At 57.1% G+C, this 26,087-nt stretch carries 28 protein-coding genes and 2 pseudogenes; 7 read left to right on the top strand and 23 right to left on the bottom strand.

The genetic code is table 11. The features are described from left to right. Positions 1–298: 298 nt before the first annotated feature. The 4 genes from HMPREF2886_RS18685 to HMPREF2886_RS18670 all read right to left on the bottom strand — a co-directional run bounded on the left by HMPREF2886_RS18685 (position 299) and on the right by HMPREF2886_RS18670 (position 2,072). Positions 299–586, bottom strand: a complete 288-nt coding sequence (locus tag HMPREF2886_RS18685) for a DUF3509 domain-containing protein (protein WP_003090684.1) — start codon at positions 584–586, stop codon at positions 299–301. A gap of 198 nt (positions 587–784) precedes the next feature. Continuing rightward, positions 785–1,018, bottom strand: coding sequence for a hypothetical protein (locus HMPREF2886_RS18680; protein ID WP_003090686.1), 234 nt, complete (start codon positions 1,016–1,018; stop codon positions 785–787). A gap of 53 nt (positions 1,019–1,071) precedes the next feature. After that, complete coding sequence (gene map, locus HMPREF2886_RS18675; protein WP_070748023.1) at positions 1,072–1,854, bottom strand: type I methionyl aminopeptidase; 783 nt, start codon at positions 1,852–1,854, stop codon at positions 1,072–1,074. Then, a complete protein-coding gene (locus HMPREF2886_RS18670) occupies positions 1,851–2,072 on the bottom strand; it encodes a ParD-like family protein (RefSeq protein ID WP_003114412.1) in 222 nt (73 codons plus the stop codon). The genes map and HMPREF2886_RS18670 overlap by 4 nt, the downstream gene beginning before the upstream one ends. A 157-nt stretch (positions 2,073–2,229) precedes the next feature. Here HMPREF2886_RS18670 and HMPREF2886_RS18665 point away from each other — a divergent pair. Beyond that, positions 2,230–2,466: pseudogene (locus tag HMPREF2886_RS18665) on the top strand (deoxyribonuclease); the annotation flags it as partial. A gap of 155 nt (positions 2,467–2,621) precedes the next feature. Here HMPREF2886_RS18665 and HMPREF2886_RS18660 read toward each other — a convergent pair. Together HMPREF2886_RS18660 and HMPREF2886_RS18655 are read right to left on the bottom strand one after the other, a co-directional pair. Beyond that, a pseudogene (locus HMPREF2886_RS18660) lies at positions 2,622–2,774 on the bottom strand (IS5/IS1182 family transposase); the annotation flags it as partial. 47 nt (positions 2,775–2,821) lie between these two features. Beyond that, positions 2,822–3,049, bottom strand: coding sequence for a helix-turn-helix domain-containing protein (locus HMPREF2886_RS18655; RefSeq protein ID WP_003119937.1), 228 nt, complete (start codon positions 3,047–3,049; stop codon positions 2,822–2,824). A gap of 101 nt (positions 3,050–3,150) precedes the next feature. Between HMPREF2886_RS18655 and HMPREF2886_RS18650 the strand changes: the two genes are divergently transcribed. From HMPREF2886_RS18650 to HMPREF2886_RS33495, 5 genes are all read left to right on the top strand, one after another. Continuing rightward, entirely contained in the window at positions 3,151–3,738 is a 588-nt protein-coding gene (locus HMPREF2886_RS18650; RefSeq protein WP_003090691.1) for a hypothetical protein, read from the top strand. Beyond that, positions 3,738–5,138: a DEAD/DEAH box helicase gene (locus HMPREF2886_RS18645; RefSeq protein WP_031634356.1), complete on the top strand. Its 1,401-nt coding sequence runs from the start codon at positions 3,738–3,740 to the stop codon at positions 5,136–5,138. The genes HMPREF2886_RS18650 and HMPREF2886_RS18645 overlap by 1 nt, the downstream gene beginning before the upstream one ends. Before the next feature lie 90 nt (positions 5,139–5,228). Continuing rightward, a complete protein-coding gene (locus tag HMPREF2886_RS18640; protein ID WP_023083424.1) occupies positions 5,229–5,531 on the top strand; it encodes a hypothetical protein in 303 nt (100 codons plus the stop codon). A gap of 120 nt (positions 5,532–5,651) precedes the next feature. Beyond that, complete coding sequence (locus HMPREF2886_RS35200) at positions 5,652–5,915, top strand: BPSL0761 family protein (RefSeq protein ID WP_071535710.1); 264 nt, start codon at positions 5,652–5,654, stop codon at positions 5,913–5,915. Positions 5,916–5,929: 14 nt separating this feature from the next. Next, positions 5,930–6,541: a DUF6088 family protein gene (locus HMPREF2886_RS33495; protein ID WP_023083423.1), complete on the top strand. Its 612-nt coding sequence runs from the start codon at positions 5,930–5,932 to the stop codon at positions 6,539–6,541. Between the two features lie 149 nt (positions 6,542–6,690). Here HMPREF2886_RS33495 and HMPREF2886_RS18635 read toward each other — a convergent pair whose 3' ends face one another. The 4 genes from HMPREF2886_RS18635 to HMPREF2886_RS18620 all read right to left on the bottom strand — a co-directional run bounded on the left by HMPREF2886_RS18635 (position 6,691) and on the right by HMPREF2886_RS18620 (position 12,074). Continuing rightward, positions 6,691–7,941 carry a TerD family protein gene (locus HMPREF2886_RS18635; protein WP_023083422.1) on the bottom strand — a complete coding sequence of 417 codons (1,251 nt, stop codon included), beginning with the start codon at positions 7,939–7,941 and terminating at the stop codon, positions 6,691–6,693. Between the two features lie 246 nt (positions 7,942–8,187). Continuing rightward, the gene (locus HMPREF2886_RS18630; RefSeq protein ID WP_023083421.1) at positions 8,188–9,393 is read right to left on the bottom strand and encodes a hypothetical protein; all 1,206 of its coding nucleotides are present in this window, start codon (positions 9,391–9,393) and stop codon (positions 8,188–8,190) included. A gap of 322 nt (positions 9,394–9,715) precedes the next feature. After that, positions 9,716–10,861, bottom strand: a complete 1,146-nt coding sequence (locus HMPREF2886_RS18625) for a glycerate kinase (RefSeq protein WP_023083420.1) — start codon at positions 10,859–10,861, stop codon at positions 9,716–9,718. Positions 10,862–10,988: 127 nt separating this feature from the next. Continuing rightward, positions 10,989–12,074, bottom strand: coding sequence for a sugar diacid recognition domain-containing protein (locus HMPREF2886_RS18620; RefSeq protein WP_070748072.1), 1,086 nt, complete (start codon positions 12,072–12,074; stop codon positions 10,989–10,991). A 441-nt stretch (positions 12,075–12,515) separates the two neighbouring features. Here HMPREF2886_RS18620 and HMPREF2886_RS18615 point away from each other — a divergent pair, with 441 nt between their 5' ends. Further along, entirely contained in the window at positions 12,516–13,775 is a 1,260-nt protein-coding gene (locus HMPREF2886_RS18615; protein WP_023083418.1) for a VWA domain-containing protein, read from the top strand. 109 nt (positions 13,776–13,884) lie between these two features. Here HMPREF2886_RS18615 and HMPREF2886_RS18610 read toward each other — a convergent pair whose 3' ends face one another. The 13 genes from HMPREF2886_RS18610 to HMPREF2886_RS18550 all read right to left on the bottom strand — a co-directional run bounded on the left by HMPREF2886_RS18610 (position 13,885) and on the right by HMPREF2886_RS18550 (position 26,084). Then, positions 13,885–15,078, bottom strand: a complete 1,194-nt coding sequence (locus HMPREF2886_RS18610) for a DUF4236 domain-containing protein (RefSeq protein WP_023083417.1) — start codon at positions 15,076–15,078, stop codon at positions 13,885–13,887. A 112-nt stretch (positions 15,079–15,190) separates the two neighbouring features. After that, the gene (locus tag HMPREF2886_RS18605) at positions 15,191–16,522 is read right to left on the bottom strand and encodes a hypothetical protein (protein ID WP_023083416.1); all 1,332 of its coding nucleotides are present in this window, start codon (positions 16,520–16,522) and stop codon (positions 15,191–15,193) included. Between the two features lie 376 nt (positions 16,523–16,898). Then, on the bottom strand, positions 16,899–17,477 hold the full coding sequence (locus HMPREF2886_RS18600; protein ID WP_003090776.1) for a TerD family protein: 579 nt from the start codon (positions 17,475–17,477) through the stop codon (positions 16,899–16,901). Between the two features lie 35 nt (positions 17,478–17,512). Continuing rightward, positions 17,513–18,091 (bottom strand): TerD family protein, encoded by a 579-nt coding sequence (locus HMPREF2886_RS18595; protein ID WP_003090777.1) that lies wholly within the window; start codon positions 18,089–18,091, stop codon positions 17,513–17,515. Between the two features lie 28 nt (positions 18,092–18,119). Further along, on the bottom strand, positions 18,120–19,154 hold the full coding sequence (locus tag HMPREF2886_RS18590; protein WP_003090778.1) for a TerC/Alx family metal homeostasis membrane protein: 1,035 nt from the start codon (positions 19,152–19,154) through the stop codon (positions 18,120–18,122). Positions 19,155–19,166: 12 nt separating this feature from the next. Beyond that, positions 19,167–19,616: a tellurite resistance TerB family protein gene (locus HMPREF2886_RS18585; protein WP_010792504.1), complete on the bottom strand. Its 450-nt coding sequence runs from the start codon at positions 19,614–19,616 to the stop codon at positions 19,167–19,169. Between the two features lie 47 nt (positions 19,617–19,663). After that, complete coding sequence (locus HMPREF2886_RS18580) at positions 19,664–20,854, bottom strand: TerD family protein (RefSeq protein ID WP_023083415.1); 1,191 nt, start codon at positions 20,852–20,854, stop codon at positions 19,664–19,666. Further along, on the bottom strand, positions 20,851–21,444 hold the full coding sequence (locus HMPREF2886_RS18575; protein ID WP_023083414.1) for a TerD family protein: 594 nt from the start codon (positions 21,442–21,444) through the stop codon (positions 20,851–20,853). The genes HMPREF2886_RS18580 and HMPREF2886_RS18575 overlap by 4 nt, the downstream gene beginning before the upstream one ends. A gap of 2 nt (positions 21,445–21,446) precedes the next feature. Continuing rightward, positions 21,447–22,175 (bottom strand): HAD family hydrolase, encoded by a 729-nt coding sequence (locus HMPREF2886_RS18570; RefSeq protein ID WP_023083413.1) that lies wholly within the window; start codon positions 22,173–22,175, stop codon positions 21,447–21,449. Further along, the gene (locus HMPREF2886_RS18565; RefSeq protein ID WP_023083412.1) at positions 22,175–23,122 is read right to left on the bottom strand and encodes an HpcH/HpaI aldolase/citrate lyase family protein; all 948 of its coding nucleotides are present in this window, start codon (positions 23,120–23,122) and stop codon (positions 22,175–22,177) included. Before HMPREF2886_RS18565 ends, HMPREF2886_RS18570 begins: the two co-directional genes overlap by 1 nt. Continuing rightward, the gene (locus HMPREF2886_RS18560) at positions 23,122–24,216 is read right to left on the bottom strand and encodes a cysteine protease StiP family protein (protein ID WP_003090784.1); all 1,095 of its coding nucleotides are present in this window, start codon (positions 24,214–24,216) and stop codon (positions 23,122–23,124) included. The genes HMPREF2886_RS18565 and HMPREF2886_RS18560 overlap by 1 nt, the downstream gene beginning before the upstream one ends. Beyond that, a complete protein-coding gene (locus HMPREF2886_RS18555; protein WP_003090785.1) occupies positions 24,209–24,967 on the bottom strand; it encodes an HAD family hydrolase in 759 nt (252 codons plus the stop codon). Before HMPREF2886_RS18555 ends, HMPREF2886_RS18560 begins: the two co-directional genes overlap by 8 nt. Continuing rightward, positions 24,957–26,084, bottom strand: coding sequence for a phosphoribosyltransferase domain-containing protein (locus HMPREF2886_RS18550; RefSeq protein ID WP_023083411.1), 1,128 nt, complete (start codon positions 26,082–26,084; stop codon positions 24,957–24,959). The genes HMPREF2886_RS18555 and HMPREF2886_RS18550 overlap by 11 nt, the downstream gene beginning before the upstream one ends. Between the last annotated feature and the right edge of the window lie 3 nt (positions 26,085–26,087).

Genomic DNA, 26,087 nt, shown 5'->3' with positions numbered 1-26,087 from the left:
AAGGCGTGCTGGGAAATCCCCAGCAGCAGATAGGCCGCCAGCACGGTGAACGCGAGAAAACCCACGACGTAACGCAGCATCCCGACTCCTGTCAGTCATTTCATCCCTGATGCTGACCCGAACGACCTTGCATCGTTCTGCGCCAGCCTGCCGAAGCGCCGAACGGGCAGGCCAGCCCTGGCCTTCCCTTCCGACACGCGCAGGGGCCAGTCGATCCTCGCCCAGCCCCCTCGAAGCTTCACTCTAGCACTCTCGCCCGCCCTGCCGGAGGTCTCCGCCAGGATTCCGGACGAACCGTTCAGCCCGCCATGTAGCTCGGCAAGCCGCGCTCCTGCAGACGACGCAGGGTGCCGACCACATCCACCGGCAGGCTCCCCGCTTCCAGGGCCAGGTCGCGGCGCACGGCGTTGATGAACCAGTACATGCGCTTCTCGTCGGCCAACTGGGCGGCAGACACCACGCGACGGGTCACGATCTCTTCGCCGTTGCGCAGGGTCAGCAGGGCGCCGCCGTCCGGACGCATCTGGGTGGATACGGCAAAGGTGGCCTGGAAGGCATCGAACAGCATCTTGATGGACTTTTCCATGATCGTTTATCCCCTCTTGCAAGAAAACCGACCGCGAACTTCAGCGCAGCCGCAACACGGGGAAAGGTGGCAGCTTTCGTGCCAGCCACATGGAAAATTAAAACCATTTAAAATCAATAGCTTATGGAAATACTCAGCGAAGCGGCCCGTGCAAACTGCAAGATCGTGCGAAATGCATCATGCGATTTGCCAGCAGACTCAGTCGGAAAACAGTGGCCGGCCCCGCGCATCGAAGCCGCGCACCCGGTACAGCGCCGCTTCCGCCAGCGACAGCGCGGCCGCCGGACTCTCGCACGGCGGCTGGCCCGGCAGCACCAGCCATTCGGTGCGTCCGTCGTCGATGCTGGTTATCTCGATCTCGGCCAGATAGCCGCTGTCCTCGCGCAACCAGGTGGCGCGCAGTTCGAACTCGCCAAAACGCCTGCCGGACACCCGCCAGCCTCCCTTCGGAAAAGTCGTCGCAGTGTAACCAGGCCGGGCGTCGATCAGCCAGCCAGGTCGGCCAGCGCCTCGCGCTCCTCTTCGCGCAGGGTCAGGACCCGGCAACCCCGCTCGGTGACCAGCACGGTGTGCTCGTACTGGGCCGACAGGCGGCGGTCGCGAGTGGTCACGGTCCAGCCGTCCTTGTGCAGCTTCACCGCGTGGCCGCCCTGGTTGATCATCGGTTCGATGGTGAAGGTCATCCCGGCCTTCAGCCGCGCACCCGCGCCAGCGCGACCGAAGTGCAGGACCTGCGGCGCCTCGTGCATCTTGCGGCCGATGCCATGCCCGCAGTATTCGCGGACCACCGAATAACCGTTGGCTTCCGCGTGACTCTGGATGGCATGCCCGATATCGCCGAGGGTGGCGTCCGGGCGCACCACGCGGATCGCCCGGTACAGGCATTCGCGGGTGACGTCGAGCAGCTTCTGCGCCTTGCGGTCGATGGCGCCGACCCGGTACATCTTGCTGCTGTCGCCGAAATAGCCGTCCTTGATCACCGTGACGTCGACGTTGACGATATCGCCGTCGCGGAGGATCTGCTGCGCCGACGGCCAGCCATGGCAGACCACCTCGTTGACCGAGGTGTTCACCGTGAACGGATAGCCGTACTGCCCCTTGCTACCGGGAATCGCCGCGAGGGTGTCGACGATGTAGCGCTCGCAGAAGCGGTCGATCTCTGCCGTGCTGATGCCCGGCCGCACCACCTCGTCGAGGGCTTCGAGGACTTTCGCGGTGAGCGCGCCGGCCACGCTCATGCGCTGGACTTCCTCCGCGCTCTTGATCATCCCGAGATCCTCGCCGCGCCCTGCTCGCGGCGGTCGCTTTCGCGCGCCTCGTCCATCAATTGGCGTAGCACCTGCGCATAGGTCAGGCCGGGATTGGCTTCGATCAGCATGCCGATGCGCATCCAGTGCTCGGCCTGGGCATTGATCGAGCGCGACATGGCCTTGCAGGCAATGCGCGCCTCTTCGTGCAATTGCTCGGAAATCTTCACCAGCCCCACACTACACCTCGACTACAAAACATATACGGAACGCATACTAACCACCGCATGGACGCGGCGCAAACGGGAAGGTCCGTCCCTCGCCTGGCCATGGACTGGCCACGATTGGCATCTCCTGCAAAATCAGTAACATGCGGATTTTTTTGGAAGTTGCCGCATGCTTTCCCGTTTGTTTGTAGGCCTTTTCGCCCTCCTCCTCGCCAGCGCCGGCCAGGCCAACGCCCCGCGCACCTTCTCCGAAGCGAAGAAGATCGGCTGGAAGCTCTACGCCCGGCAATCCGTGGAGTTCTACTGCGGCTGTCGCTACTCGGGAAATCGTGTCGACCTCGCCAGTTGCGGCTACAAGCCGAGGAAGAACGCCAACCGCGCGCGGCGCATCGAGTGGGAACATGTGAAATATGCCGGTTGTAACATGTTACAAATATAAGTGCATGATTCTAATCATTTTTTATTCTGTAACGCTTTTACCACCTTCCAGCTATTCGCTTACACAGAACTCCAGTCGCTCGACTCTTTCAGAAGATCTTGCCGACAGTAGAGACACCTAGCCCAGTTCTGAATCAGATGCACGCTCAGCATTGCCATCAACGGGTACGCCGGGCGAATGCCCTTCCCCTTTGGGTAGTGCGAATCGATCAGGGCAATTAGATTCTTCCACGATACCACCAGGCCCATCTCAATCAGAAACAGCTCCCTGCGGATCTGCTTGCGCTTGCCGACGTACTCGGCTTAGCGCCAGTATTACTTGATCAGCTCAGAATCTCAGATGGCGGTGGCAGAAGGCTTGAAGGATCGCAGGCGAGTTCGCCTGCGATGCGGTAGAGCTTCTCGACGGTAATGTTGACCTCGCCACGCTCGATGCGACCTACATAGCTGCGGTCGAGACTGCACGCCAGCGCCAATGCGTCTTGGGAAATCCGGCAGACCTTCCTCTGCATTCGGATGCGTTCCCCTAACGCTTTCGCCAACTTATCCATGACCGTCTCAATTCAACTTGAGGCGGCACTATCGTGCGTTTGCGGACGCAGAGGCCACGGATTATAATCCGCATTTTCGCGCTAATTCTTCTGGTGCCTCAATGAAATCGGCCTCGCTTATCTTCGACAGGCGTCTGTATGAGCTGCTTCAGGAGCCAGGGCGTACAACGTTTACGACCCGTGAACTGCGCGATGCTTATGCCGCTCGCTTGAGTGGCACACATTTCCGTATCGCCGATGTGCGCCGCTATGTGTATGAGCAGATCCGCCGATTAGTGCGCGCAGGCTGGGTTGTGCTGGATAAGGATCGTCGTGTTCGAGGACAGGTCTACCACCTGCAGCCGATTCCAGTACATCTGCAACTGGAACTGATCGACAACGGTTTTGAGAACAGCCTTATGGTTGCCGGAGTGCCCGAACCAGACACGGCAGTACCCGACGTGGAAGCTTTGCCACTTAAGTCGTCAGCCAATACGGATTTGCAGTTGGAAGCGCTCCACAAGGAAATCCGCTTGGACTTTCTCACCTCAATGGGCGAGGCAGAGCGATTCAAACTGCTTCTGGACGAAATGCCGCATTTCCGGGACAAGCTTGAAGGCGATTACCTGGAAGCCAGGGATCGCAGTTCTCGCCTCTTGGGGCATCTGCGCGCCATCGAAAAGGCCCTCAAAACGCTCGCTGCACCATGATGAGCAGTTCGCTACGGAGCTGGCAGGACAGCTGCATCACTCGGGCGTTGGAGCACTTTACCGTCACGCCGCACTTCTTCTGCCAGGCTACGCCGGGAGCCGGAAAGACACGCATGGCTGCAGAACTGGCCAGCCGACTGCTTGAGCAGGACAGAATCGATTTGGTGCTGTGCTTTGCGCCGTCCTGCCAGGTCGTGGAGGGTTTTCGTTCGACCTTTGCGGCTGTGCTAGGCAGGCGTCTCGACGGCCAGATAGGTGCCGTGGGCGCGGCTTATACCTATCAGGCCATGGAATACCGTGATGAGGGATTCTGGCAGCTTCTCGATGACTACCGGGTGTTCGTGGTCTTCGATGAGATCCACCATTGCGCCGGCCACGATCCGCTGTTCAGCAATGCTTGGGGGCAGCAGATACTGCATCGGATACAGGATCGGGCTGCCTTCACGTTGGCCCTGTCTGGCACGCCCTGGCGTTCGGACGATAAGGCCATCGCATTGGCTCGTTACTCTTCGCCCGAGGGGCATTTGATCTGTGATTACCGTTATGGCTTGAAAGATGCCATTGCCGACGACGTGTGCCGATCACCTCGCATAGTGTTGCTCGACAATCAGAAGGTGAAACTTACGGAAGAGCTTGGCGCAGATAGCTCCGTGAGGCTGTTTCCCAGCATCGCCAAGCTTTTAGGGGACTCACCTGTCACCTATGAGGAACTTCTGCGTCATGACGAGGTGATCAATCCAATCCTCGATCTTGGCTGCAGCAAGCTGAACGAGCTACGCCAGATCAAACCTGATGCTGCTGGTTTGGTGGTGGCCACAGACATCGAACACGCCCAACAAGTTGCACTGGCTCTAGAAGCAATGGGTGAAGAGTGCCGCATCGTGACCAACAAAACCCCGGATGCGCAACAGGTGATCAATGCATTCCGGAGCAGCGCCTGCCGCTGGATTGTGGCCGTCGGAATGATCAGCGAAGGTACCGACATTCCCCGCCTGCAAGTGTGCTGCTATCTCAGCCGTATCCGCACCGAACTGCATTACCGGCAAGTGCTGGGACGAGTGCTGCGGCGCACAGGTGAGTCCGACGACCAAGCGTGGCTATTCATGTTAGCGGAGTCAACGCTTCAGGGCTTTGCGGAGCGAATATCGAATGACTTGCCTGATGACCTGGCAGTTTTGAGCGATGTGCAGATGCCTGGTTTTACTCCAGTGTCCAAACCTGAGCCGATGGGCACTTTGGGTCATGTCGAAGGTTTCGGCGGTGCGGGGTTAGGTAGTGCAGAACCGGGTATTGGATCGCAGCCTACGGACATCATTTCGCTGGATGGCTTTGCAATTGAGCCCGCTTACCAGGTCAGCTTTTCCCAGCATTATCGGCAGCAGCTACTGGCTTGTTTTTGATGCTCAGCCAGTCGAGGCAGATCCAATGATGTTGGTGTTCATGATTCCATACCCGGCCGGCGTCGTTTGGAACGTAATCGTGAGGTGTACATGGAGATTAAGTCGCAGGCATTGGTCGATGTCGTTGAGGATGTGATCTGCGACGTGTGCCGCTCTGGCACGGGTATTCCCGGCTACGGTCCCCAATACGGCAAGCTTGAAGCCCAATGGGGATATGGCTCCCCGCATGATGGGCAGCACTACCGGGTGCATCTCTGTGAGCCCTGCTTTTTCAGGGTGCTGAGTGGGTTGCGTCGGGAGCGCATGGTCAATGGTATGTTCGATGATGATCAGCCATTTGCTTCTGAAGATTTTGGTCTGGTCAGCAAAGATAACTACTGGGAAAAAAACTGATTGTAGGGCTGAAAATCCATCAGCCGCACCACGTCGAATCGCGGACAAATTAGGGGTAAGCGCGCGACTTGCCCGTTCTGGTCTCGTAGATTGGAATAACCGAATAAGGAGGTAGCCGCTTTGACCCTTCCGCATGAAAGAACCCGGAGTGTCGTCAAGACCGAAGCTTTTCTCCGCGACCTCTCTCGTAACACCGAGCTACCTGATGACATTCGCAGCTATGCGAAAAGCCTGCTTAGACACTCCCCCTCCGCCGATCAAGTTTTCTCGCTGGGGCGCCTCGAAGAGTGCCTAGTAAATGACGCTCAAGATGATGAATATCGGCGAAGGGTGATTGCGTTCCATCAGCCACTTTTCAGTTCGTCGTTAGACTTCACGCTATAGGCGTAAATGCCACGATGCTCAGCACTGATCAAGCCCAGTCGGTATACGCCCGGATTACGCAACGAGTCAAGCGACTACCTAAAGGGCAGCCGTTCAGCATTAGCCGTTTCACAGGGTTTGGAACGAAAAATGCCGTATCCAAGGCAATAGCTCGACTGGTCAAACGAGGCGAACTCGAACGGGTGTATCGTGGGATTTATATGCGCCCGAAACCCGGACTTTACGTTGCCAGGGCTCGTCCCAACCACTGGCAATTGATCAGCGTAATTGCCAGGCAGAAGCACTTGTCTTTACAAATCCATGGTGCCAATGCCGTCAGGAGGTTTGGGCTCAGTACCCAGATGCCGCTTATTCCAATCTTTTACACTAACGGCGCCAGCCGCTCAGTATTCATAGGAAACGCTGAAATCAGGCTAATACATGCGACAACGATGGTCATGCAGCATGCAGGAACTGAGGTAGGGGTGGCTATCAGCGCACTGTATTATCTCGGCAAAGAAGGCTCCACTCCGGAATGCATAGCAGCGATCAAGAAAGGACTCAGACCTGAAGACTTTGTCAAGTTGCTGGCCTGCAAACTACCAAAATGGATGAGCACGGTGTTGAAGGTTGAAAGTGTGAAATAGCGGAATCGCTACCTTACGATGAGCTGCCCGCGCATGGGGGCATTGTCGTCAACGATCCCGCGGCGATCTCCCTACCTACCAGTCCCCTTGGAGGGTCAAGTAGCACGAGCCCGGTGCAAGGCGAACGCCTGGGCACCGGGCTATCGCCATCACACGTAATGCTTGTTCCCTTTGCGCTCAAGCGGACGGCCTTTAAATACATGCGGGCCGTCCATCGTCAACTCGACCCTGTCCCCTTTGCGGGTTAGCCAAGGCGTGGCTTCCGATCCAGTTTTGGAGGTAACGCCACTGGGGCTGATGCGAATTTCGTCGCCATCGATCTCGATCATCCCCAAGACGTAGGTGTAAACCAGGCTACTGAAAAATCCTCCTTTGAATTCGAAGGCACACTCTACGACCTCGTCCCCGTACTCCATCCGCATTTTCGGCTTGAGGGAGGCAACCGACACTGCTCCGTTGTCGACGGCGGAATAGACGCTGCAGACCAGCGCGACTTTGCCGCCCATAAGATGAGAGATGGCTGCATTGATCTCGACGGTTTCGATCCCTGGGGCAGAGGTGCTCGCGCTTACCACATCGCCGGTATGTAACACGAAGGGGTCAGCCTCGAAGGAACCGCGCTTGTCAGGCGCCTGAATGATGGACATCCGACCGTCTGGGCGAAGGATACCGATTCGCAGGTCAAGGTCGTCGTTGTCTCGACCGTCTCCGTTGTCCACCCACCTGGCGCTGACCTTGATGACCTTCGGCGCGGCCGCGCCTTTCTCCAGAGAGACCTTGTGCGTGCTCCCGGGTTTGTCCAAGGTGATCACCGTCTTGGTGATGCTGACCGGTTTCGCAGGGGGCGCGGCTGGGATCAGGGCAGTTGCCGGCTCATCGTCGACCTCGACTCCATACATGCCACAGAGCCCGACCAGGCCCGAGGCGAAACCCTGCCAGACAGAGCGCGCCTTCGCTTGACCGTTTCGGACGTAGAGCTCGAGTACGATGATGCCCGTCTCCCGCTCAAATGCCCCAGGCGCAAGATCCAGCACCTGGTCGCCGGCAAGAACACGTGCGCTGAGGTTTGGTACTCCTGCGAAACCTCCTCCGGTGCCATCTTGGGTCAAGGTGATGGCGATCTTCGAGATAGAGGCTGGCAGGCGACTCAGATCAAAGCTGATGCTGTGACTGATCGAGCCGGCCTGGATGATGGGAGGCGAGAATGCGGCCGCGCCGGACGCATGCTCCGGCGCATTGAAGAAGACCATCCCACTGTCATCGACCACTTTTCCGGAGTCAGTGATGAGGAAGGCCGTCAGGTTCACGTCGAGGTTTGCGCCGGCAGAATGCGTTACCAGCACCTGACCTTTCGACTGGTTGATGGTGGTGTTCTCGCCGGGCTTGAGGGATTGATTCAATTCTGGTCGCCTATTCCTTGGTTTATGTGCAGGCAAAGTAAGCCTGGATTGCATGAAGCGAGGTCCCACACTCGTCCATTCAGGGCCGAATCTCCAAAGTGAAGTGTAACTAGAGAAGGGAAAGGTTGAAGCCAATCCGGGCTGCAGGATACTGAGCAATAAAACTGATTTGTGGGATGCGGAAGACATTGATGCCGCCGAGGCTGAATCAGCATGAGGCGCGATGACCGCGTCTCATGAGTTGACTTAAGCAACGCTTGCGGTCGAGTCAAAAGCTAGGCATTCAGAAACAGAGATGAACTCTTGCCGTCGGCACAGCCAAGCCGAAAGGAAGGTGTAGGCAGTAGTGAGCACGGAGATCATGGCCATCGTTTCTTTCTTCTCCCGTCGGTTCCTTGCATTCGCTCTCGCCTGGGACTCCCCTTTGTACTTGGTGCTTAAGAATAGCGATGCCACCAGTGCGCCTATTACTGCATAGAATACTGACACCAGAGTCATCTTGGCGATGAGCGACAAGCTGATGCTCATCCATCCCTGATTGGTTCGCACAGACGCATACACCGCGAACATCAATGCAAACATGAAACCCGTGAGGCCTGCCACCATTGCGAGTTGACGAGGCAGCTCGAGCCAGTTCATCAAGAAGGCCAGTACCACGCCTGCAGCCGGCAAGAGGTTCGTAATCGCGGCATCCGTGTAGTCGTTGTAGATGGTTGTTTGCCCCTGATGGTGTCTCCACATCGCCCAAGCTGTCAGAAGTGCCCCCGCCAGCAGCAAGTACTTCCAGGCCGGGCTAGATTTGAACTGCTGCCACAGACTTTTCTCCGGCGAGCGGTATGACGGCGAGGACGAGGTTGCACTCGAAGCTGGCGCAACCTTTTGAGGGGGTTGGTACTGCGGCATCTGGGCTGGTACCTGCTGGTGCTCTCCAGCACGTTGAGTTTCGAGCGCTTGGGCGGCCTGAGCACGCTGCTGGAGTTCGATGATTGCCAACTGGCGCTGATTCTCGATCTGCGCCTGTCGAGCTGCTTCTTCAGTCGCTAGACGCTCCGCAGTTTGCCGCTGCCTGATGGCCTCCGCTTCCTGGTGCTTGTTCAGCTGGGCATGGGCTAAAGCCGATGCAGCCTTACCCTTCTCCGCCGTCACATATTGATCAAGCGCCTGGATGCGGGCGCCGATAGTGCTGTCGAGGCACTGCTGGTCAGTACACGCATTCCTTGTCGCGAGCCATTCACGTTGCGACTGACGGACCGCATCAGACTGGCCAGGATTTACCTCCAGGGCGGCCTTATAGGATCTAGCTAACCACTCGTCCAACCCGGACAGGTAGCCATCACGGCAGATTTCTGTTTCGGGGAAGCTGCTGGCCTTGGAGCAGTCAAAGCTTGCTGCCACAGTTTGGCCGGCCAGGAGGGCCAGAAGCAGACCGGAGACTGCTGCACGAAGTTGCATCGAGATCATCCTTTACTTGTTGATCGCCTATCTGCGTTATTGGCGGCCCAGGGTGGTTTATGCACCCCGTTAACCATAACGCCCGAGCCGAATGATGCCAGTTAGCCGGCATCTGGCACAGTCTCCCCTTGTGCCGTTACAGTGAAGGCTCAAGTCGCGAAGGATAATCTCCGATGTCAACCGAATTCTCTAGCCCCGCAACCACGTAAGCAACTGCACATTGGCTACTTCCGGGGGGTGATGCTGCACTGGCCGCATACGTGGTTGCTTTGCACAACACCACCCGCGGCCCTCATTAGCTCCTAGCGGCTGGAGGATATCCTCAGGAACCCCCTACTCTGGCAACCTTCCACAGTTGCACTAAATCCGATGCCCTATCCCGGAGAAGAGTTGCGGCGTCGGAGCACGCTGATTCGAGCGTCATGGGCCCAGAGGTGATGGAGAAGGCTGCAACGATTCCAATGTCGCGCAGCCGCTGATATCCGACTCCCAGCGTGCCAGCGATTGCCACGACAGGCACTCCCGCAGCAGAAGCGATGACAGCCACCCCGGCAGGGGTCTTTCCGTACAGCGTCTGTTCATCCAACCTCCCTTCGCCGGTGATCACAAGGTCTGCTCCTTGAACAGCCTGACTCAGTCCAGACAAATCCGCGATCAGTTGAACACCAGGCCGGAATTCCGCATGTAGAAATGCTTTGGCGGCGAACCCGATTCCCCCCGCCGCGCCAGCCCCAGGAAAGTCACGTACGTCTTTCTGAAGAAGCGCGGCCACAATATCGGCATACGTATTCAGAGCCTCATCCAAAGCCAAGACCTGATCAGGCGTTGCACCTTTCTGCGGGCCGAAAACGTGTGAGGCTCCGTGCAGCCCGGTCAATGGATTGTTGACATCACATGCAACTTCAATCCGGACTTTATGTAGCCTCTCATCGAGTCTGTTCAAGTCGATCTGGCGAAGAGCTTTGAGCGCCAGGCCACCCTCCTCGATCTCATCGCCGGCAGAGTCGAGAAACCTGGCACCAAGCGCTCGCAGCATTCCGGTACCGCCATCATTGGTCGCGCTCCCCCCAAACCCCATGATGATTCGTTGCGCGCCAGCACTCAGGGCTTGCTGGACCAGTTGACCGGTTCCGAAGGTGGAAGCGCGCGTAGCGTCGCGTTCCGCGGCCAGAACCAAGTGAATGCCACTGGCTGCCGCCATTTCAATCACAGCGGTGCGAGACTCGTTAAGCCAGCCCCAAGCTGCTTGGACTTCCGCCCCAAGTGGTCCTTGGACGGTACTGACCCGCCGCTCTCCACCGGTGGCAGCCAGGACGGCGTCGACGGTGCCCTCACCGCCGTCTGCCATGGGCATGCACACGATTTGAGCGTCTGGAGCCGAATCCCGCACTCCTTGAGCAATGGCTTCTGCAACGAGCTCTGCAGGTAGGCTTTCTTTGAACGAGTCCGGCGCGATCACGACTTTCATGCATTTCCCCTCAGGCTTCGCGATGTTGTTGAGAGGGATTGTTTCTGCACGAGCTCTGGTGCGGATAGGTTGGAATCACAGATTTTTCGTTGTCCTTTTGTGCAAATTCATAAGGACGACGAATGTCTTACTCTGCCGCCAGGATCATCGCCAGGTAGAGTTCAGTCGTACCTTTCGGTGATGCGAGGTCGACCCCGGAAATATCGGCAATTCGCTCAAGTCTGTAGCGAAGGCTATTCCGGTGGATATTCAAGGCCTCGGCGCAGGCCTGGCCGTCACTTCCATGCTCGAACCAGCATTTCAATGTCCTGCGAAGCTGCCCATTGCTGTCCTCTTGCTGCAGAGCGACGTAGGGGAGTGCCAGTTGCAGAAAGCCGTTCTCAGAACGAAAGCGCCACACCGCCACCGGAATTCTGTGAGCAGACAGGTCCAGCCATTGTGCATCTGGCATTTTGGCTTGGGCATAGGCCATCAAGTCCGATAGCTGCTCAACTTCAGAATGTAGAGCCTTCGTTTCGGTGTTAGGAGTTCCGATCGCTACCCGGGTAAACGGAATTCCAGCGCGGGCTACCCGCTCACGAAAATCCGGTGGTGCTGACCGGGGCGGACACCAGACTAGGCCCAAGGCATGTAGAGGAACACACCAGGCGTCTGCGGCCTGGTGCCGAATCCATTCGGCCGCCAGGTCAAGGTCTTCTGGGGTTGCCATCTCGAGAAGGACTGCCGTGCGGCGAAGGTCAGGTCTCAGCCCCAATCGTTGGGCCTCAACGATGGCCCGTTGAGCAGATTGGCCAGACAGGAGGATGGCTGTCAGAACGTCTTCGATCCGCTTCTGGAGCCAAATCCGGTGCTGCTGATCATTTCGTTGGGCGACCAGCATCTCAGCGGTCATTCGAACCATCTCAGCGAACGTGCGTACCTCATCAGGCGCACCAGATACGCCAATAACGCCGATCACCTGGCCATCCAGGCAAAGCGGGAAGTTCACCCCTTCTTGCACGCCCCTGAGAGCGCCAGCGGCTGCGTTGTCGATCTCAACAGCCCTGCTGTTGGCGAGTACCAGCTGGGCCCCTTCGTGGCGGGTATAGAGGCGCTCAGCCTCGCCCGTCCCAATGATCAAGCCCTGGCTATCCATCACGTTCACGTTTCGCGGAAGGATGGCCATCGCTCGGTCGACGATTTCCTGAGCGAGGGAGTGGTCAAGATCGAACATGTCGGCGGCCTTCATTTTGTTTCAGGCCAGTGTACCGAGGTCGGTGCTTGCCACCAGCCTTTCGAACAATCATTTAGCAGGCAGGAGGGACAGCAAGCGGTGTAAGTCCACAATACTCAGGTAACCTCTGCCGCTGAGAGTCTTGGGATCAGGGTACAGCAGTAACGCCTGAACACTCAGCCGGTACGCTTCAGGATTTGGCGTCCGGTATACATGACCGAGAAACAGCTAGCAGCCACAAAGGCAAAGCCAAAGAAGCAGAGAGCTGATCGTCAACGATGACACGTTTATGTGCTGGCTTGGTTGATCAATCTGCGCCGTTATGGTCAAGCTGGCGCGTTAGTTCCTCTAGGCTGCACATTCCTGCCACCGGAGCCCCCAAGGCACGGTACTATCCTGTGCTGCACCTGGTGCATGATAGAACTCTCAAGGAAGCACTAAATGCAGATCAGCCAGGGGCAACGTATCCCGTTATCGAATCTTATGCAGGGTCAGTTCCTGTCCCTCGCTATCCAGATCAACTCCCCTTACACGGTCGATCTCGCCTGTTTCGGTCTGGATGTTGCAGGGAAGCTGTCGGATGATCGTTACATGATCTTCTTCAACCAGCCAAACTCCCCTTGCGGCAGCTTGAAGCAAGCTGGCGCGGAGTTCAGTCTGAACCTCGCAGGGCTCCCCTCTTCTATTGATCGCCTGGTGTTCACCGCTGCAATCGACGGCGTAGGAGCCATGTGCGACATCCAGTCTTCATCCTTCACCATCAAGGATGCGACCGGAATGATCGTTGCTACCTGCCCCTTCGCTGGCAACACCTTTGCCACTGAAAAAGCCATCATGGTGGCGGACGTCTACCGTAAAGATGGCCAATGGCGCCTGGCGTCGAATCTCCAAGGTTTCAACGAAGGGCTCAGCGCCCTGGTGAAGCATTTCGGTGGCGAGGTTGCAGATGACGCACCTCCCGCCGATCCACCTGAATCGGCACCCGTTCAAGCCACTATCTCGTTGGAGAAGAAGGTGGCGGCCGCCGCTCCGCAGTTGATCAGCCTGGCCAAGAAAGCCCAGGTAAGTCTCGAAAAAGCGAAGCTGACGCATGTGAAGGCACGCGTAGCGTTGGTACTTGATGCCTCGGGCTCCATGAATTCTCAGTATGCCAAGGGCCGCGTGCAAGAAGTGGTCAACAGGCTGCTTCCCCTGGCTGTCCACTTTGATGACGACGGCTCGATCGACTGCTGGGCTTTCGCAGCACAACCGCAGAAGCTCTCCGAGATTACCCTGAGTAACTTCCAGAACTTCATCAATACCGACAACTATGGTTGGCGTGACTGGAATGTTGGTAGCAGGATCAACGACGAACCCAAGGTAATGGAACAGGTGATCAAGCATTACCTCAGCGACGGCGACCGCTCACCAGTCTATGTGCTCTTCATCAGCGATGGTGGCGTCCATGAAAACAGGAAGATCACCAAGCTCATGACCGATGCCGCGCAACTGCCCCTCTACTGGCAGTTCGTGGGCCTTGGGGGCAGAGGCTACGGGATCCTGGAGAAGCTCGACGACATGAAAGGCCGAGTAGTGGACAACTGTGGCTTCTTCGCGCTGGATGACCTACACCAGGTCACTGAGGAAAGGCTCTACGACCAGCTCATGGAGGAATTCCCGAGCTGGATCAGGGAAGCTTCGGCGAAGGGGATCATCGGCTAGCGGAGCGCCAGAAACCCAAGGAGGTCTTTACTAGAATGTCCTTCAAAACAGATAACCCGCCTTGATGGCGGGTTTTCTTTTTTAGGAGCCGTGACCTTGATTACCTGGTTCAGCCAAGGGTGGCTAAGTCCATTGGGGTGATTTCTCGGAACCGCGATGTTCTGTCGACGCTCACCACGGCCCCGAATGCCTTCAACGTCGCACCTGGATCTATCGCCTCCAGCCGGCTGAAGTCCAAGGTTTCCCATTGATCACGAGAGATCAGCGCCGAGATTACATACTGATCCCCGATACTCCCCGTTGCCAAATCTGTGCGCTGAATGTACCCGGAAGCAAGGCACTTTTGGATGCCTGGGAGCAAGGCAAAAACCTCCCCAACCACGCGGAAAACGGTGCCGTAGCAAAGTGAGACGAAGTCCTTACGAGTCTGAGCTTCGGACCGGGTTTTAAAGGTGAGCTTGCCATTGCCCCTGGCTTCAGCAGTTCGGTTGGGCACATCCCCTTCACCAGGCAAATCTATGTCCAGAGCAATGCCCGAAACGTCATGCGAGAACTCGTACTCGAGGAGCGTTTCTTTCGGCCAGGCAATGCCGGATAGGACATAATCGAGGGCACGCTCCATCTGAGCGCTGTATCCCTTTGCGGCAAGTCGAATGGCCTTATCAATGTCGGATCGCGCCTTCTCGTGAGCATCACGTGCAGCGTTCCACTCGACAAGATCTTGCTGGTACTGTGCTTCTAGTTCCTGAGCCTCCTTTTCCATCTTAGAACTCCGCAGGAGCATCTTGTCGAGCAGCCCTGGAGCGTCCGTTGAAGGTCGCCGCGGTTCGTCCAGATCGAATGCCTGTGGTAGCGCCGGCAGAGCACCCGGCCGAGGGGTCATCATATGAGCCGATAGGCACTCATTGAGCGCCTGGTTGATCTTGGCTGCAGCTTTTTCCAGAAGCGCCTGGATCTCGTCACTCTTCTCTACCTTCACCCTCTTCACGATTGCCGGCGGAAGGGGAGCGTCTTCCAAGTCGGTGATAATCAACGAACCATCATCGTCGACTTTGACCTTGATCGGCCCGGAATAGCCTGCCGAGTCTGCAGCAGGGTTTGGCGCGTTCCTTGTCCCCGATCGGTCCAGCCGTTCACGATACGCGAGGCCGGTCCCGGGCAGGCCAGCGTTGAGGTAGGTACCACGCTTGCCCATCGTTAAGCTTAGTCCACGTGGCCCAACAGAGGTGCTGATGCCCGACCCGCTGATGTTGAGCCGAACACCAGGCACGATCGTAATTCGTTTGCTGAAGCGAAATCCCATTTCTTCCTCCGAGGTCCTCTGGAAATGCCGGGCTGCTCACTGACTGGCAGAGATCTTGGCCAATCTATGGGCTATACGTGCGAGTTCAGTGAAGCTGGATACTAGACTGAGACTAATCGGCTGGGACATCGGAAACCTGAATTGCCGGCTGTTCGTGGAGCTTATGGCAGAATTCAGAATTATAGATCCCCACTAAATACTCATCTTGGCTTGCTCGATTCATATCTTTTAGCGACCAATCCTTTTTAATCATCTGATGGTAATCGGCCATAATTTCTGGATTAGGGTTAATAGCATTGGCCAACCCAGTCTGATTAATCTTATCTGCGATGATGTCTATCGACGCTAACTGCCCAACAAGTTTTGAGGCCATGCTGCACTCCAAAACTCGCTTGGTCGTCACTTCTTTTTCGTCCGATGAATCATTCAGCGTAAGCACTGAATAGAAAGGCGGTTCAGCAAGAGGTTTGGATGATGCCTGTGTCGGCACTACACCATCACTTTTGTACTCCTGTAAAATAGAGCCATTCCACTTATACAGACGCTTTGTCTCCATGGATGGGCAGCAATCTGCATCATCTGGGCCGTGCGAGAGCTCGACATAGCTGAGAACGCCATTGCCTTCGTCAGCCAAATCAGAGGCGGAGTTCATGATATCGAGGCGTGTCTTAGCTTCCCACGCATCACCGTTATGGATGAGGGGAACAAGATATTGGTTGCTGTAATTACCGCCATTAATTGGCTCAAGAGTGTACATCACAACTGCATCAGTGCTGCCGTTGCCGTCGAAATCGACCTGCAGGTAACGGCGGGCTTCGCCGTATTCACTGGCGGCATTCTGCTGTGCGTGCTCAATAATCGCCGCGTCAACCGCTACCTTAAGCCCATTAGCCTCAACATCCTGCGAAGCAGATTGAACAGGCTCTTCTTTGAGAGACTCGACAGGCTTTGGCGCTTCGGAAACCATATTCGGCGCTTGCTCCCAAACTTCCTGTAGCTTCTTTCTGTTTTCTAGGAGCCGCTTCGTATACTCCTCAAGGATGGCACTAAAAAGTTCGTCTGCATCTGATGCCTCAATAATTCTTACAGACTTCCCATCAAATGGCTCGAACCCCCCCATAAATACACGAGTAAAAAAGCCCGGCCTCATGACTTCAAAAGTCTCGACCATTTTTCCGATGGATTTTTCTACATGCTCTTCAAATCTCTCGGCACTTTCCCCTTTGAGATCTAGACGCTCAGGCCCTGCCGCAATCATTTTGCCCTTAATAACTTCCAGAAGCATGATGTTGTAGTCGATCGCTTTGTCGTTACAACTATTGGAAAAAGTGGCAAAGCACTCCTGCATATACTCCTGATGAGCAAAATTGAGCTTCTGGTCGTTAACGAAGTCGCAGCCAGCCAGTGCTAAAGGTACTGCCATTGCCAGTGATTTTAACTTCATTCCATTCCCCATCACGGTAATTTCACAGGTCTTAAAATCCAACCAACCAGAGCCGACAGGAACTGGTCACTTACATGCTATCTGAATCGCCTACGATTTCGTAAAACCCTTCAAGCCTCAAATGAACATACACTACTGATCGGCCGTTTCAACTCAATGTAGCTACGAAACCAGGGGCGATTCAATTTAATATGACATGCATTGGGCGGTCTAAATCGCGCATGCTGCAGTCTTTGCTGTTATAGATCTTAACGAGATCAACCGAGTTGCGATCATCCGGCTATCTAACGCATTATCTTGCCGACCACGACACTCGTTCTCTTCCTGCAGATATGAAAAAGCCCCGGTAATTCCGGGGCTTTTTCCGCCTTTCGGCTTAGCCGATGCTCACGCCGTGAGCTTCAGCCAGAGGCTTCAAGCCGCCAGCAAAACCTTGGCCGATCGCCTTGAACTTGAACTCGTCGTTGTGACGGTACAGTTCGCCGAAGATCATGGCGGTCTCGGTGGAGGCGTCTTCGGACAGGTCGAAGCGAGCAATCTCTTTGCCGTCGGCTTTGTTCAGGACACGGATGTAGGCATTACCCACCTGGCCGAAGGACTGCTTACGAGCTTCGGCGTCATGGATGGTGACGGCGAAGACCAGCTTCTTCACGTCTGCGCCCAGGCCGTTTAGTTTGACGTTGACTTGCTCGTCGTCGCCATCGCCCTGACCGGAGCGGTTGTCACCCAGATGCTCGATGGAGCCGTCAGCGCTCGTCTTGTTGTTGTAGAAAATGAAGCTGGCGTCGTTGAGAACTTTACCGTTTTCGCCAGTGACGAAAACGGAGGCATCGAGATCGAACTCGGTGCCGTCAGTTACGCGCGGATCCCAGCCCAGGCCCACGATGACCTCGGTCAGACCTGGTGCTTCTTTGGACAGACTGACGTTGCCGCCCTTTTGGAGAGAAACTGCCATAATGTGATTCCTTGATTCAGTTTATTAGATGGAGGTCAGTTGACGGTCAGACCGTAACCGTTGGCCAGGGCCTTCAGGCCACCAGCGTAGCCTTGACCAACAGCACGGAACTTCCATTCGCTGTTGTGGCGGTACAACTCGGCGAAGATCATCGCGGTTTCAGTCGAGGCGTCTTCGGCCAGATCGTAACGAACAATCTCGGAGCCGTTGGTCTCGTTAACGATACGGATGAAGGAGTTGCCGACCTGACCGAAGTTCTGGCGACGATTTTCAGCGTCATGGATCGTCACGGTGAAGGCGATCTTGTCGACGTCGACCGGCACGCGGCTCAGATCGACCTTGATAGCCTCGTCGTCACCGTCGCCGGCGCCATCACGGTTGTCGCCGGTATGCTCAACGGAACCGTCCGGACTCTTGAGTTGGTTGTAGAAGATGAAGTCTGCATCGCCGCGGACTTTACCGGAGGCGTTTAGCAGGAAAGCGCTGGCGTCGAGGTCGAACTGGGTGCCATCGGTGGAGCGAGGGTCCCAACCCAGGCCTACCAGAATTTTGGTTAGGCCAGGCGCCTCTTTAGACAGGGAGAGGTTGCCACCTTTTTGCAGAGACAGTGCCATGTATACAGCTCCTTGTGGTTGCTACTGATTACTGGTTTTCGACTTGCGCTTCTTCCTTTTCCGGGAAGATCACGCTTGCGAGGATGCCGACTGCCAGAACTGCCAGGACGATAAGCAGGCTGGTATTCGGATCGATACTGATGCCGTGATGGAACAGGTGGTTGGTGGCGTTCAGGCCGAGCTTGGCAGCGATGAAGAACAGCAGCACGATGACCGCCTTCTCGAGGTGCACCAAATAGCGCTTCAGTGCTTCGAGAACGAAGTAGAGGGTGCGCAGACCCAGGATGGCAAACAACATTGCCGAGTAGACGATCAGGGGTTCACGGCTCACCGCGATTACGGCCGGAACCGAGTCGAAGGCGAACAGAACATCGGACACCTCAACTACCACCAAGCACAAGAAAAGCGGAGTGGCGAAAAGACCACCTTTCGCCGCCAGGCTTATGTCTTTGTTCTCGGGTTTCTGCACTTCGACTTCTAGCTTCTTGCGGCTCACAAAGAAGTTATGACCGTACAACTTCGGCCATACCGGGAAGAGCTTTTTCGCGAAGCGGTAGGCAAGATGTTGGGAGTAGTCCTCCTCTTCATCATCATCGTCACCGCCCTTGAGCATCATCACAGCGGTCCAGGCAACGATCAGCGCGAAGACGATCTCGACCCAGGGGCCAAATGCCAGCAGGCCGGTACCGATGACCACGAATACTCCACGGAAGACGATAGCGCCGATGATGCCCCAGTAGAGAACTCGGTGACGGAGGCCATCCGGCACCTTGAACCAGGCGAAGATGGCCATGAAGACGAACAGGTTGTCGACCGACAGCACTTTCTCCAAGGCGTAGCCGGTGACGAACAGGCTGGCGACTTCAGCGCCGTGCTGCACGTAGAGGAAACCTGCGAACGCCAGAGAAATCGCCACCCAGAACACGGACCAGATAGAGGCGCGCGCCAGGGTGATCGGCTTGTCATCGCGATGGGTAACCATGTCCAGCAACAGCGCGGCAAGTGCAAGGCCGACGAATACCGCCATGGTCAGCGGTGGGAAGCCAATGTGAGTCGTTTCCACGTTTAAGTTTCCTTACAGTTCGAAGTCTGCCGGGTTCAGACCCAGCTCTAGGCAAATCAGGCGGCATGCCGCTTTCTCTTTATCATCGAAGTCACCGTCGGAGGCGCCGATGGCGCAGGCCACACGCACCAGTAGCCGTGCTTCGCCGTCCTTGCCCTTGACCTTGCTGATCGCCTTCAGGGCTTCAGCTTGACCAATCTGGAAGTCGAACTCGAACTTGCCGCAGGCGTCGCTGAAGACTTTGATCACGTCGTTCAGGTTGAAGACCTTCAGTTCCGGAGAGTTATTGATGAAGCCGGTCATCTTCATCTTCTCCTCGGATTTGATTTCACCATCCGCCGCGGAGATCAGCGCGCACGCATTTGCTACTGCCTCCATGAAGGTGCGATTTTTGAACTTGGCGACCTCAGTCGTCAGAGTCTCGCGAGCTTTCGTCGCGTTGGTTTTCAGCCATTCGAGCATGTGTTCCTCTCAGTGAGCGGGGCCCTTCGGCCCCGCCGGATCAGTGTTTACTTGGAGCCCGCCGTCCAGCGCATCCCCCAGCCGTAGGCTTTGTCCATATCTTGGTGCCCACGGTGGAAGTCGACTCTGCGGGAGACCTTAACGGCCCCGTTTACGTTTTCAAGCAAGGCGATGGCGCACATCCCATAGCGTCCACCTTCTTCGTTCAGGCGAACTTCGATTTCTGGCTGGCCCGGGATGAAGATCGTCACGACGCCGTCGGTAGCTTTCCAGTTCGGAGCACCTTCGTAGATGAACGCGAAGACCAGGATGCGTTTGATCTCGCTCCACTGCCGGCCGTTGATGTGCATCCACTCGCCGCCAGCAACAGAACCAGTTCGGTCGTCGCCCATCAACTGAATGTAGGGCTCATCGTTCAGATCACCGAAGGCCTCCCCCAGGGCCTGAACAACTCCCTTGTAGCCATCTTGCAGTTCGAAGAGACACCCAACGTCGAGGTCGACGGACTTGCTCTTGCCAAAGATGCCGCCGAGTACACCGCCACTTCCACCTTGGTTCCAGTTCAAGTTCACCTTGATCTCACCAAACCCTGCAGCAGGCTTGTCCAGGCTGATGCTCGAGCGAGACTTGTCGAGCGTTACCTTGCTGAGGCTGATGGTCGGCTTCGGCGGGGCTGGAGGTACTTGAGGCGGCGCAGGCGCCGCAGCGGGAGTCGGTGCCGGCGCGGAAGGCGGTGCAGCGATTTCGACGCCGAAGTGCTTTGCCAGCGGTCCCAAGCCTCCCGCGAAGCCCTGGGCGACACAACGAAACTTCCACGCTCCCTGCCGAAGGTAGAACTCACCGAGGATGAGGGCGGTTTCATTCATCCCGTGTGTTGGGATCTGAGCTTCGATCCCTCCAGTGAGCGCTAGCGATAGCGTCGACACGCGATCAAAGGTTGCCTTGTTCTCGTAGATGGTTGCGGTGAGGGCAACTTTCTCCACGGCAGGATCAACACGGCTGAGGTCGACTGTGAACTCAGCACGACCGGCCGAATTGGCGGTTAGCTGAACAGCCCCACCTAGAATACTAGTTTGACCGTAGAAGCACATGTCGCCATCGCCGCGAACCTTCCCCGAGGTGGTTAGGGCGAATGCAGAGATATCGATGTCTGCGCCTGGAGCCGGCGTATAACTGATGTCCACACGCAGTTGGCCGGTGGCAACCGGCGCATTACCGCCAGGTACCAGGGTTGTCATGCGCGTACCGCCTGAATAGCCAGGTTGACGAGGTCGTCCGCAGTGCGGCCGTTAGTGGACTGGCCGATCGCCTTGAAGTCCCAATCGTTACCCTTGCGGCTGAGGCTAGCCATTACTACGCCGGTGTGCTGGCCCTTCTCGGCGAGGTTGAAGCGCGCCAGCTCCTGGTTCTTCGAGTTGTTCACGATTCGGCAATAAGCATTTTCCACCTGGTCGAACTTCTGACCGCGGAAGCTGTTGACGGTGAACACCAGGTGCTGGACGGAGGCTGGCAGACGCTGCAGGTCGACGTTGATGGTTTCATCGTCGCCATCGCCTTCACCGGTGAGATTGTCGCCGGAGTGCTTGATGGAGCCGTCCTTCGAGCTAAGCTGACGGAACCAAACCAGATCCACCGGCTTCATGTTCCCGTCCAGCAGAATGCAGGAGGCGTCGAGGTCGATCTCGTCGTTGCCACTGCCGAGGAGCTTGGAGAGGAAACCTCCAGACTTTACCGGATCCCAACCCAGTCCGAGGCTGACCGAGGTCAGGCCGCTGCCGGCAGTTTTTTCCAGCGAAATGCTCTGATTTTTGCTCAGGGTGATTGCCATGCTTACGCTCCTTGTTGATCTTCAGAGTTCGAGTGGGAGTCACGCGGAGAAACACTCACCGAGCTCCCGGCCTTGCTATACCGCGAGCGGGAACGCCGCCACGCGGGGTGAAAATGACGCCAATGCGCATCTTGCGCTGCATCCAATAATTCATGATCGCCATGGGTATCCCCCCAGGCCCTCAACCGATACTGTGTCAGAGGGCCATATATGGCTTCCAATCGGCGTACCTTGTTCTCGCAGCGACAGTTGTTTCCGCTGATCCTGCCGGTCAAGTGACCATCGACCACTTCCAGTTCTGTACCGATGAGCTTGATGCCGAGACGTTCGGCGAAGGGCCGCAGAACTAGCGCCGGAGAAGCCGAGCAGAGTGTAACCTCCGCTCCGGACGCAATTTCGGCCGCGACTGATCTTACCCCTGATGGGCGCATGAGCTTGGGCCAAACCAACTGGCAAAAATCTTCAGCTTTCTGACATACCCATTTGGCTTCCACGCCAGCGAGAAATGTGCCTATCAACTGGGCCTTAAGCTCATCCCGGGACATGCCCCTGGAGAGATACCTCAGGGTGGGCAGCGCCAACCTGAGAATGCGTTGGGTGAACTCGCGAGTGCCGAAGGCAAACCGAAGGAACGGCACGAAGCTGTCGTGCCGGGTGAGAGTGCCATCGAAGTCAAACACCGAGAGCACCTTCGCTCCTTTCGGCCCAGCCTCCAGCATTTCGATGCTCATTAGTAAGCCTCGGCCAGGCGGACACTGTGCTCGCCATTGCCCATGTCGGCGGTTTTCACACCATGCCACTTGGCGCGTTCAAGGATGTTCACTGCCCACTTGTAATGAGTAGCCGGTTCGCACATTGCATCGTTGTGCTTGAAGACGGCGGGGGCTACATCGTTGACGATCAGCTTGGCACAGTTGAGGTCCTCCAGGCTCACGCGGAGAGTGTCCTGAATGATGCGGATCTGACTTGGATGAATTGCCGTCTTGCCTACCAGGCCATGTGCGATGTCGAGCTTCAACTCCTCCTGAAGAAGATGAGGCGTGGCCAACTGCTCGAATACAGGGGCCGTCAGGGCAAATCCCTGTGCTCCCATCACGCCGGCGAGCATGGGAATCACGTAGCTCATCGGTGTGTTGTAGAGCGTGGTGGCAGGGTTGCGGCGCAGGCCGAGGCAACCCATGAGGTCGTTCCCGCCAATCCGGAGTGCGATGATGCGTTGGTTCAGGTTGGCCTTCAGAGCCTGGCCGAGCTCCACCATGGCACCCGGGTCGTAAACATCGCTCGTTTCCAGGGTTGGCATGAGATAGAGGTCAGGGTTGCTAACAGCGGCTTCCCAAAAAGGAAGAGACTTCAGCGTCAGCTTGGGAACGACGAACCCGTTGACGTGCTTCATCAGCGGCCATCCGTTCAGCACTGCTGCCATCTCTGCATCGCGAGGACGGAGGAAGAGCAACGGCCCTTGTTCCGGGCGGCCGCCACGGGCCTGAATGCCCATGAGTAGGGCCTGCAGATTTGCGAGTGCACTTTCGACGTCGATCGCCGCCACTGCATCTTCCAGGCACACAACGAGTGAGCGAAGCTCAGGGATCTTCATCCCGAACACCACATCCAGGATGTCATCGCGGGTTGCCGGCATGTACAGAGTCGCCCCGAGGGCGAATGGAGAAATCGCCTTCATCAGTTCGTACTCCGGATGATGGTTACCGCACGATAAGGTCCAAGAGCCTCGCCGGTCTCCTCCACCGTTACCCCTGCGCGCTCGGTGAGATGCAGTAGGAGTTGCACGTCGCCGTCATTACGATCTCGCACCAGCACGTGATCGGGCACTCGGCGCAGGACTGCTCGGGTAGCCTCGGCAATACCTGGTTTCACGCGATTCAGGTTGCTGATGCCAAAGCGGGTAGCCAGGGAGGTAACCACGTTTTCGGCCGCGGCCTGGAGCTTCAGGCTCTGCTCGTGCGTCCAGGGCGATGCGGTTTGGACGCTACTCAGCGCTTGGCGCTCAGCCTCGATCTTGTCGATGAATTCACGAGTAACGTCGTGTTCACTCAAGTGGTCGTAGACCACGCAACCATGAAGCCCACCTTGAGTCGGCCAGATGGAGCGAGACACCAAGCCGGAAACGGTTGCGCCCAAGATTCCGGACGGGATAACCCAGTCCTCTGCGGAGGCGGCGAGCCATGCGCGGCCGCAGGGGTCGGCTAGCACAACGAGTCGGGGCTCTTCCGGGAAACGCTTGTCGGCACCTAGCGTCCGCTTGAGCTCGCCAGAGATTGCTCCCTTGCCGGTCCAGCCATCCACGAAGACAATGTTCTCAGCACCGTGCAACTGGATGATCGCTTCGAGGGCCACTGTATCGATCCCACGATCACGGATAATGCTTACGCCATAGTGGTGGGCGTCACGGCCCATCTCGACCAGTGCCCGACGGAGCAGGACGCCAAGGGGAAGGCCGGCGCGCACGAAGGAAACCAGTGCGATGCTGGAGCCGGTGCAGACGGCACTCAACGCCAAAGCCAGAGATTGAACATCTTCAGCCATGCGAGCACCGTTCAGCACTAGCGCGCGAGCGTACAAGGACTTGTGAACGTCGGTAGGCGCGTGTTCTTGGCTGATCATCTCCGAATAGTGCTTCTGATTGGTCTGAATCAGGCGCTCCTTCTCCTCGACATCGGTGACATTCATTTGCACCGACCGCAGAAGGAAATGGACGTCTTCCGGCGCGTAGCTTCCGCTGCCGACGGTATTCAGGGTGGCAAGGAGATTACTCAATGATCATCTCCTCCACGGCCTTGGCCAATTGGCTGCGAGCGGGTGTAGCCCACATGTGGCAAAGGCCCATGAATCCTAGGTCAGTAATGCTGTCGCCGAAGCCAAGGACTGGGCGATCTCCATTGATCTTGGCGTCACGGCGCAGCCATTCTTGAACTGCCAATCGCTTGGCCAGCCCCTTGGGCAGGAAAGCGAGGTTGTTGCCGTTGGCGTGAATGTGCATGCCTTCCAGCATGCCTCGGGCTTGAACCTCGGCCAGAACCTTGGAGAGGACAGCGTCATCAGATTCGTTCTGTTTGGTCACCACGTAGTGGCGCAGACCTTCTTCTTCCACAACCCAACCGCGGAGCGAATAGCCCATGTCCTTCCCGATCCGCAAGGTTGCTTCGCTCAACGCTGGCAGTCGATCCTGGAAGGCCCAAAGGGATTCTGCCATCTGGCCATGCCAGTCCTGATCCAGTGAGCCGTCAGAGTGGAGCATCACACCACCATGCGAGCAGATAGCCCCCTCGGTGAAGGGGAGCTTGACGCGGCTGTAGGCCTCAACGTCACGCGCAGTGACAGGCACTACATCGGCAGAAGCCAGCAGCCAACTGATGAAGGAGTGCTGGATCGGGTTCATGTACCCATTGGGTTGGCCGTGTACGTCCAGCGTCGCGGTAGTACGCGGCGTACCTTCGACCATCTTGCGAGAGGTCTGGAACAGGGTGTCGTCGAGGTCGACGAATACCAGGGGACGATTAGTGCCCATCGAAAATCACCTCGGCATTCAGGGCAGCAACCAGCTCTGCAGGAGCAGCCTGCTCGGGAGTCTCGGAGCAGATCAGGACTCGGTCAAACTGCCCCGGCTTCACGTTGTAGAGGAAGTTCGGGATGCCAAGACCGTAGTTATCTGAGAACGACAGGGCGTGCTCGATGGCGTGGCCCAGGGCGATTGGAGAGCGGGTGGTAGAACTGAAGTGCACGTCCACACCAGCACGTTCCAGTCGCTCAGCCAGCAGGAAGGGACGCCAAACGAACTCACTTGTACCCACCACGATGACTTTCTCGTTAGGGTGAACCCGGATGTCGGGGGCAAGCGTGTCGTCCACACGACGAACGCCCAAACGCCCCCAGTCCTTGTCAGCCGAAAGAGGCCACTCGCCGATGGAAACTGCTCCCACGTCGGGCATTTCGGGTAGCGGGGCAGCTGGGTTTTCATGGAACTGGTAGGAACCCTGCATCAGCGAAACTGCAGTGGCTGATTCCCCGATGGTTTTGCGCACAGCGCCAGCAGACCAGTCCGTGAGGACGCACGTGACGATACGTTCGATCTTGCTCAGTCCGGCCTCTACCAAGGCGCGGTGCAGATTGACGAAGGTCTTCCCAGTAGAAGCCTCATCGTCCACCAGCACCAGCGACCGCGCCTGAAGCATCGCTTCCCTGATTTCGGGATCGACGGGCATGTGGATCAGGTGTGCACTCGCATGGCTATGCTCTTCCTCGAATCGAGCGAAGAGGTCAGTACCAAGGGGGTGGCGAGTGCTGATGAGGTACACACTGTCAGAGCGGGTGGCACTGAAGGCGCGGTGCACACCGGCACCGAGGCCAACCGCCGTTTCGGCCATGCCAATGACCAGCACCGGACCGGGGAGATCAGGCGGGATTTCGGCGGCTAGGCTCTCGAAGCTGGCAGCCATAACCGAGGGGCGCACGGGTATATGGCGGCCCAGCACTTTCGACACGAAAAGGAATGCTCGCTTGGGATTCCGGCGCTCTGCGAAACCGAACAGGTCAGCTGGAGGGAGAACGGTGTCTTCGACTTTGACCTCGAGGAGCCCTCGCTTGAGTTGGGCGCGTACGGACGTTGGTACTATGATATTTTCCATGAA

The sequence above is a fragment of the Pseudomonas sp. HMSC066A08 genome (assembly GCF_001813025.1).
In the GTDB taxonomy this organism is placed as follows: domain Bacteria; phylum Pseudomonadota; class Gammaproteobacteria; order Pseudomonadales; family Pseudomonadaceae; genus Pseudomonas; species Pseudomonas aeruginosa.
Note: the sequence above shows the minus strand (reverse complement) of the source record. Positions and strands in the feature narration are given on the sequence as shown.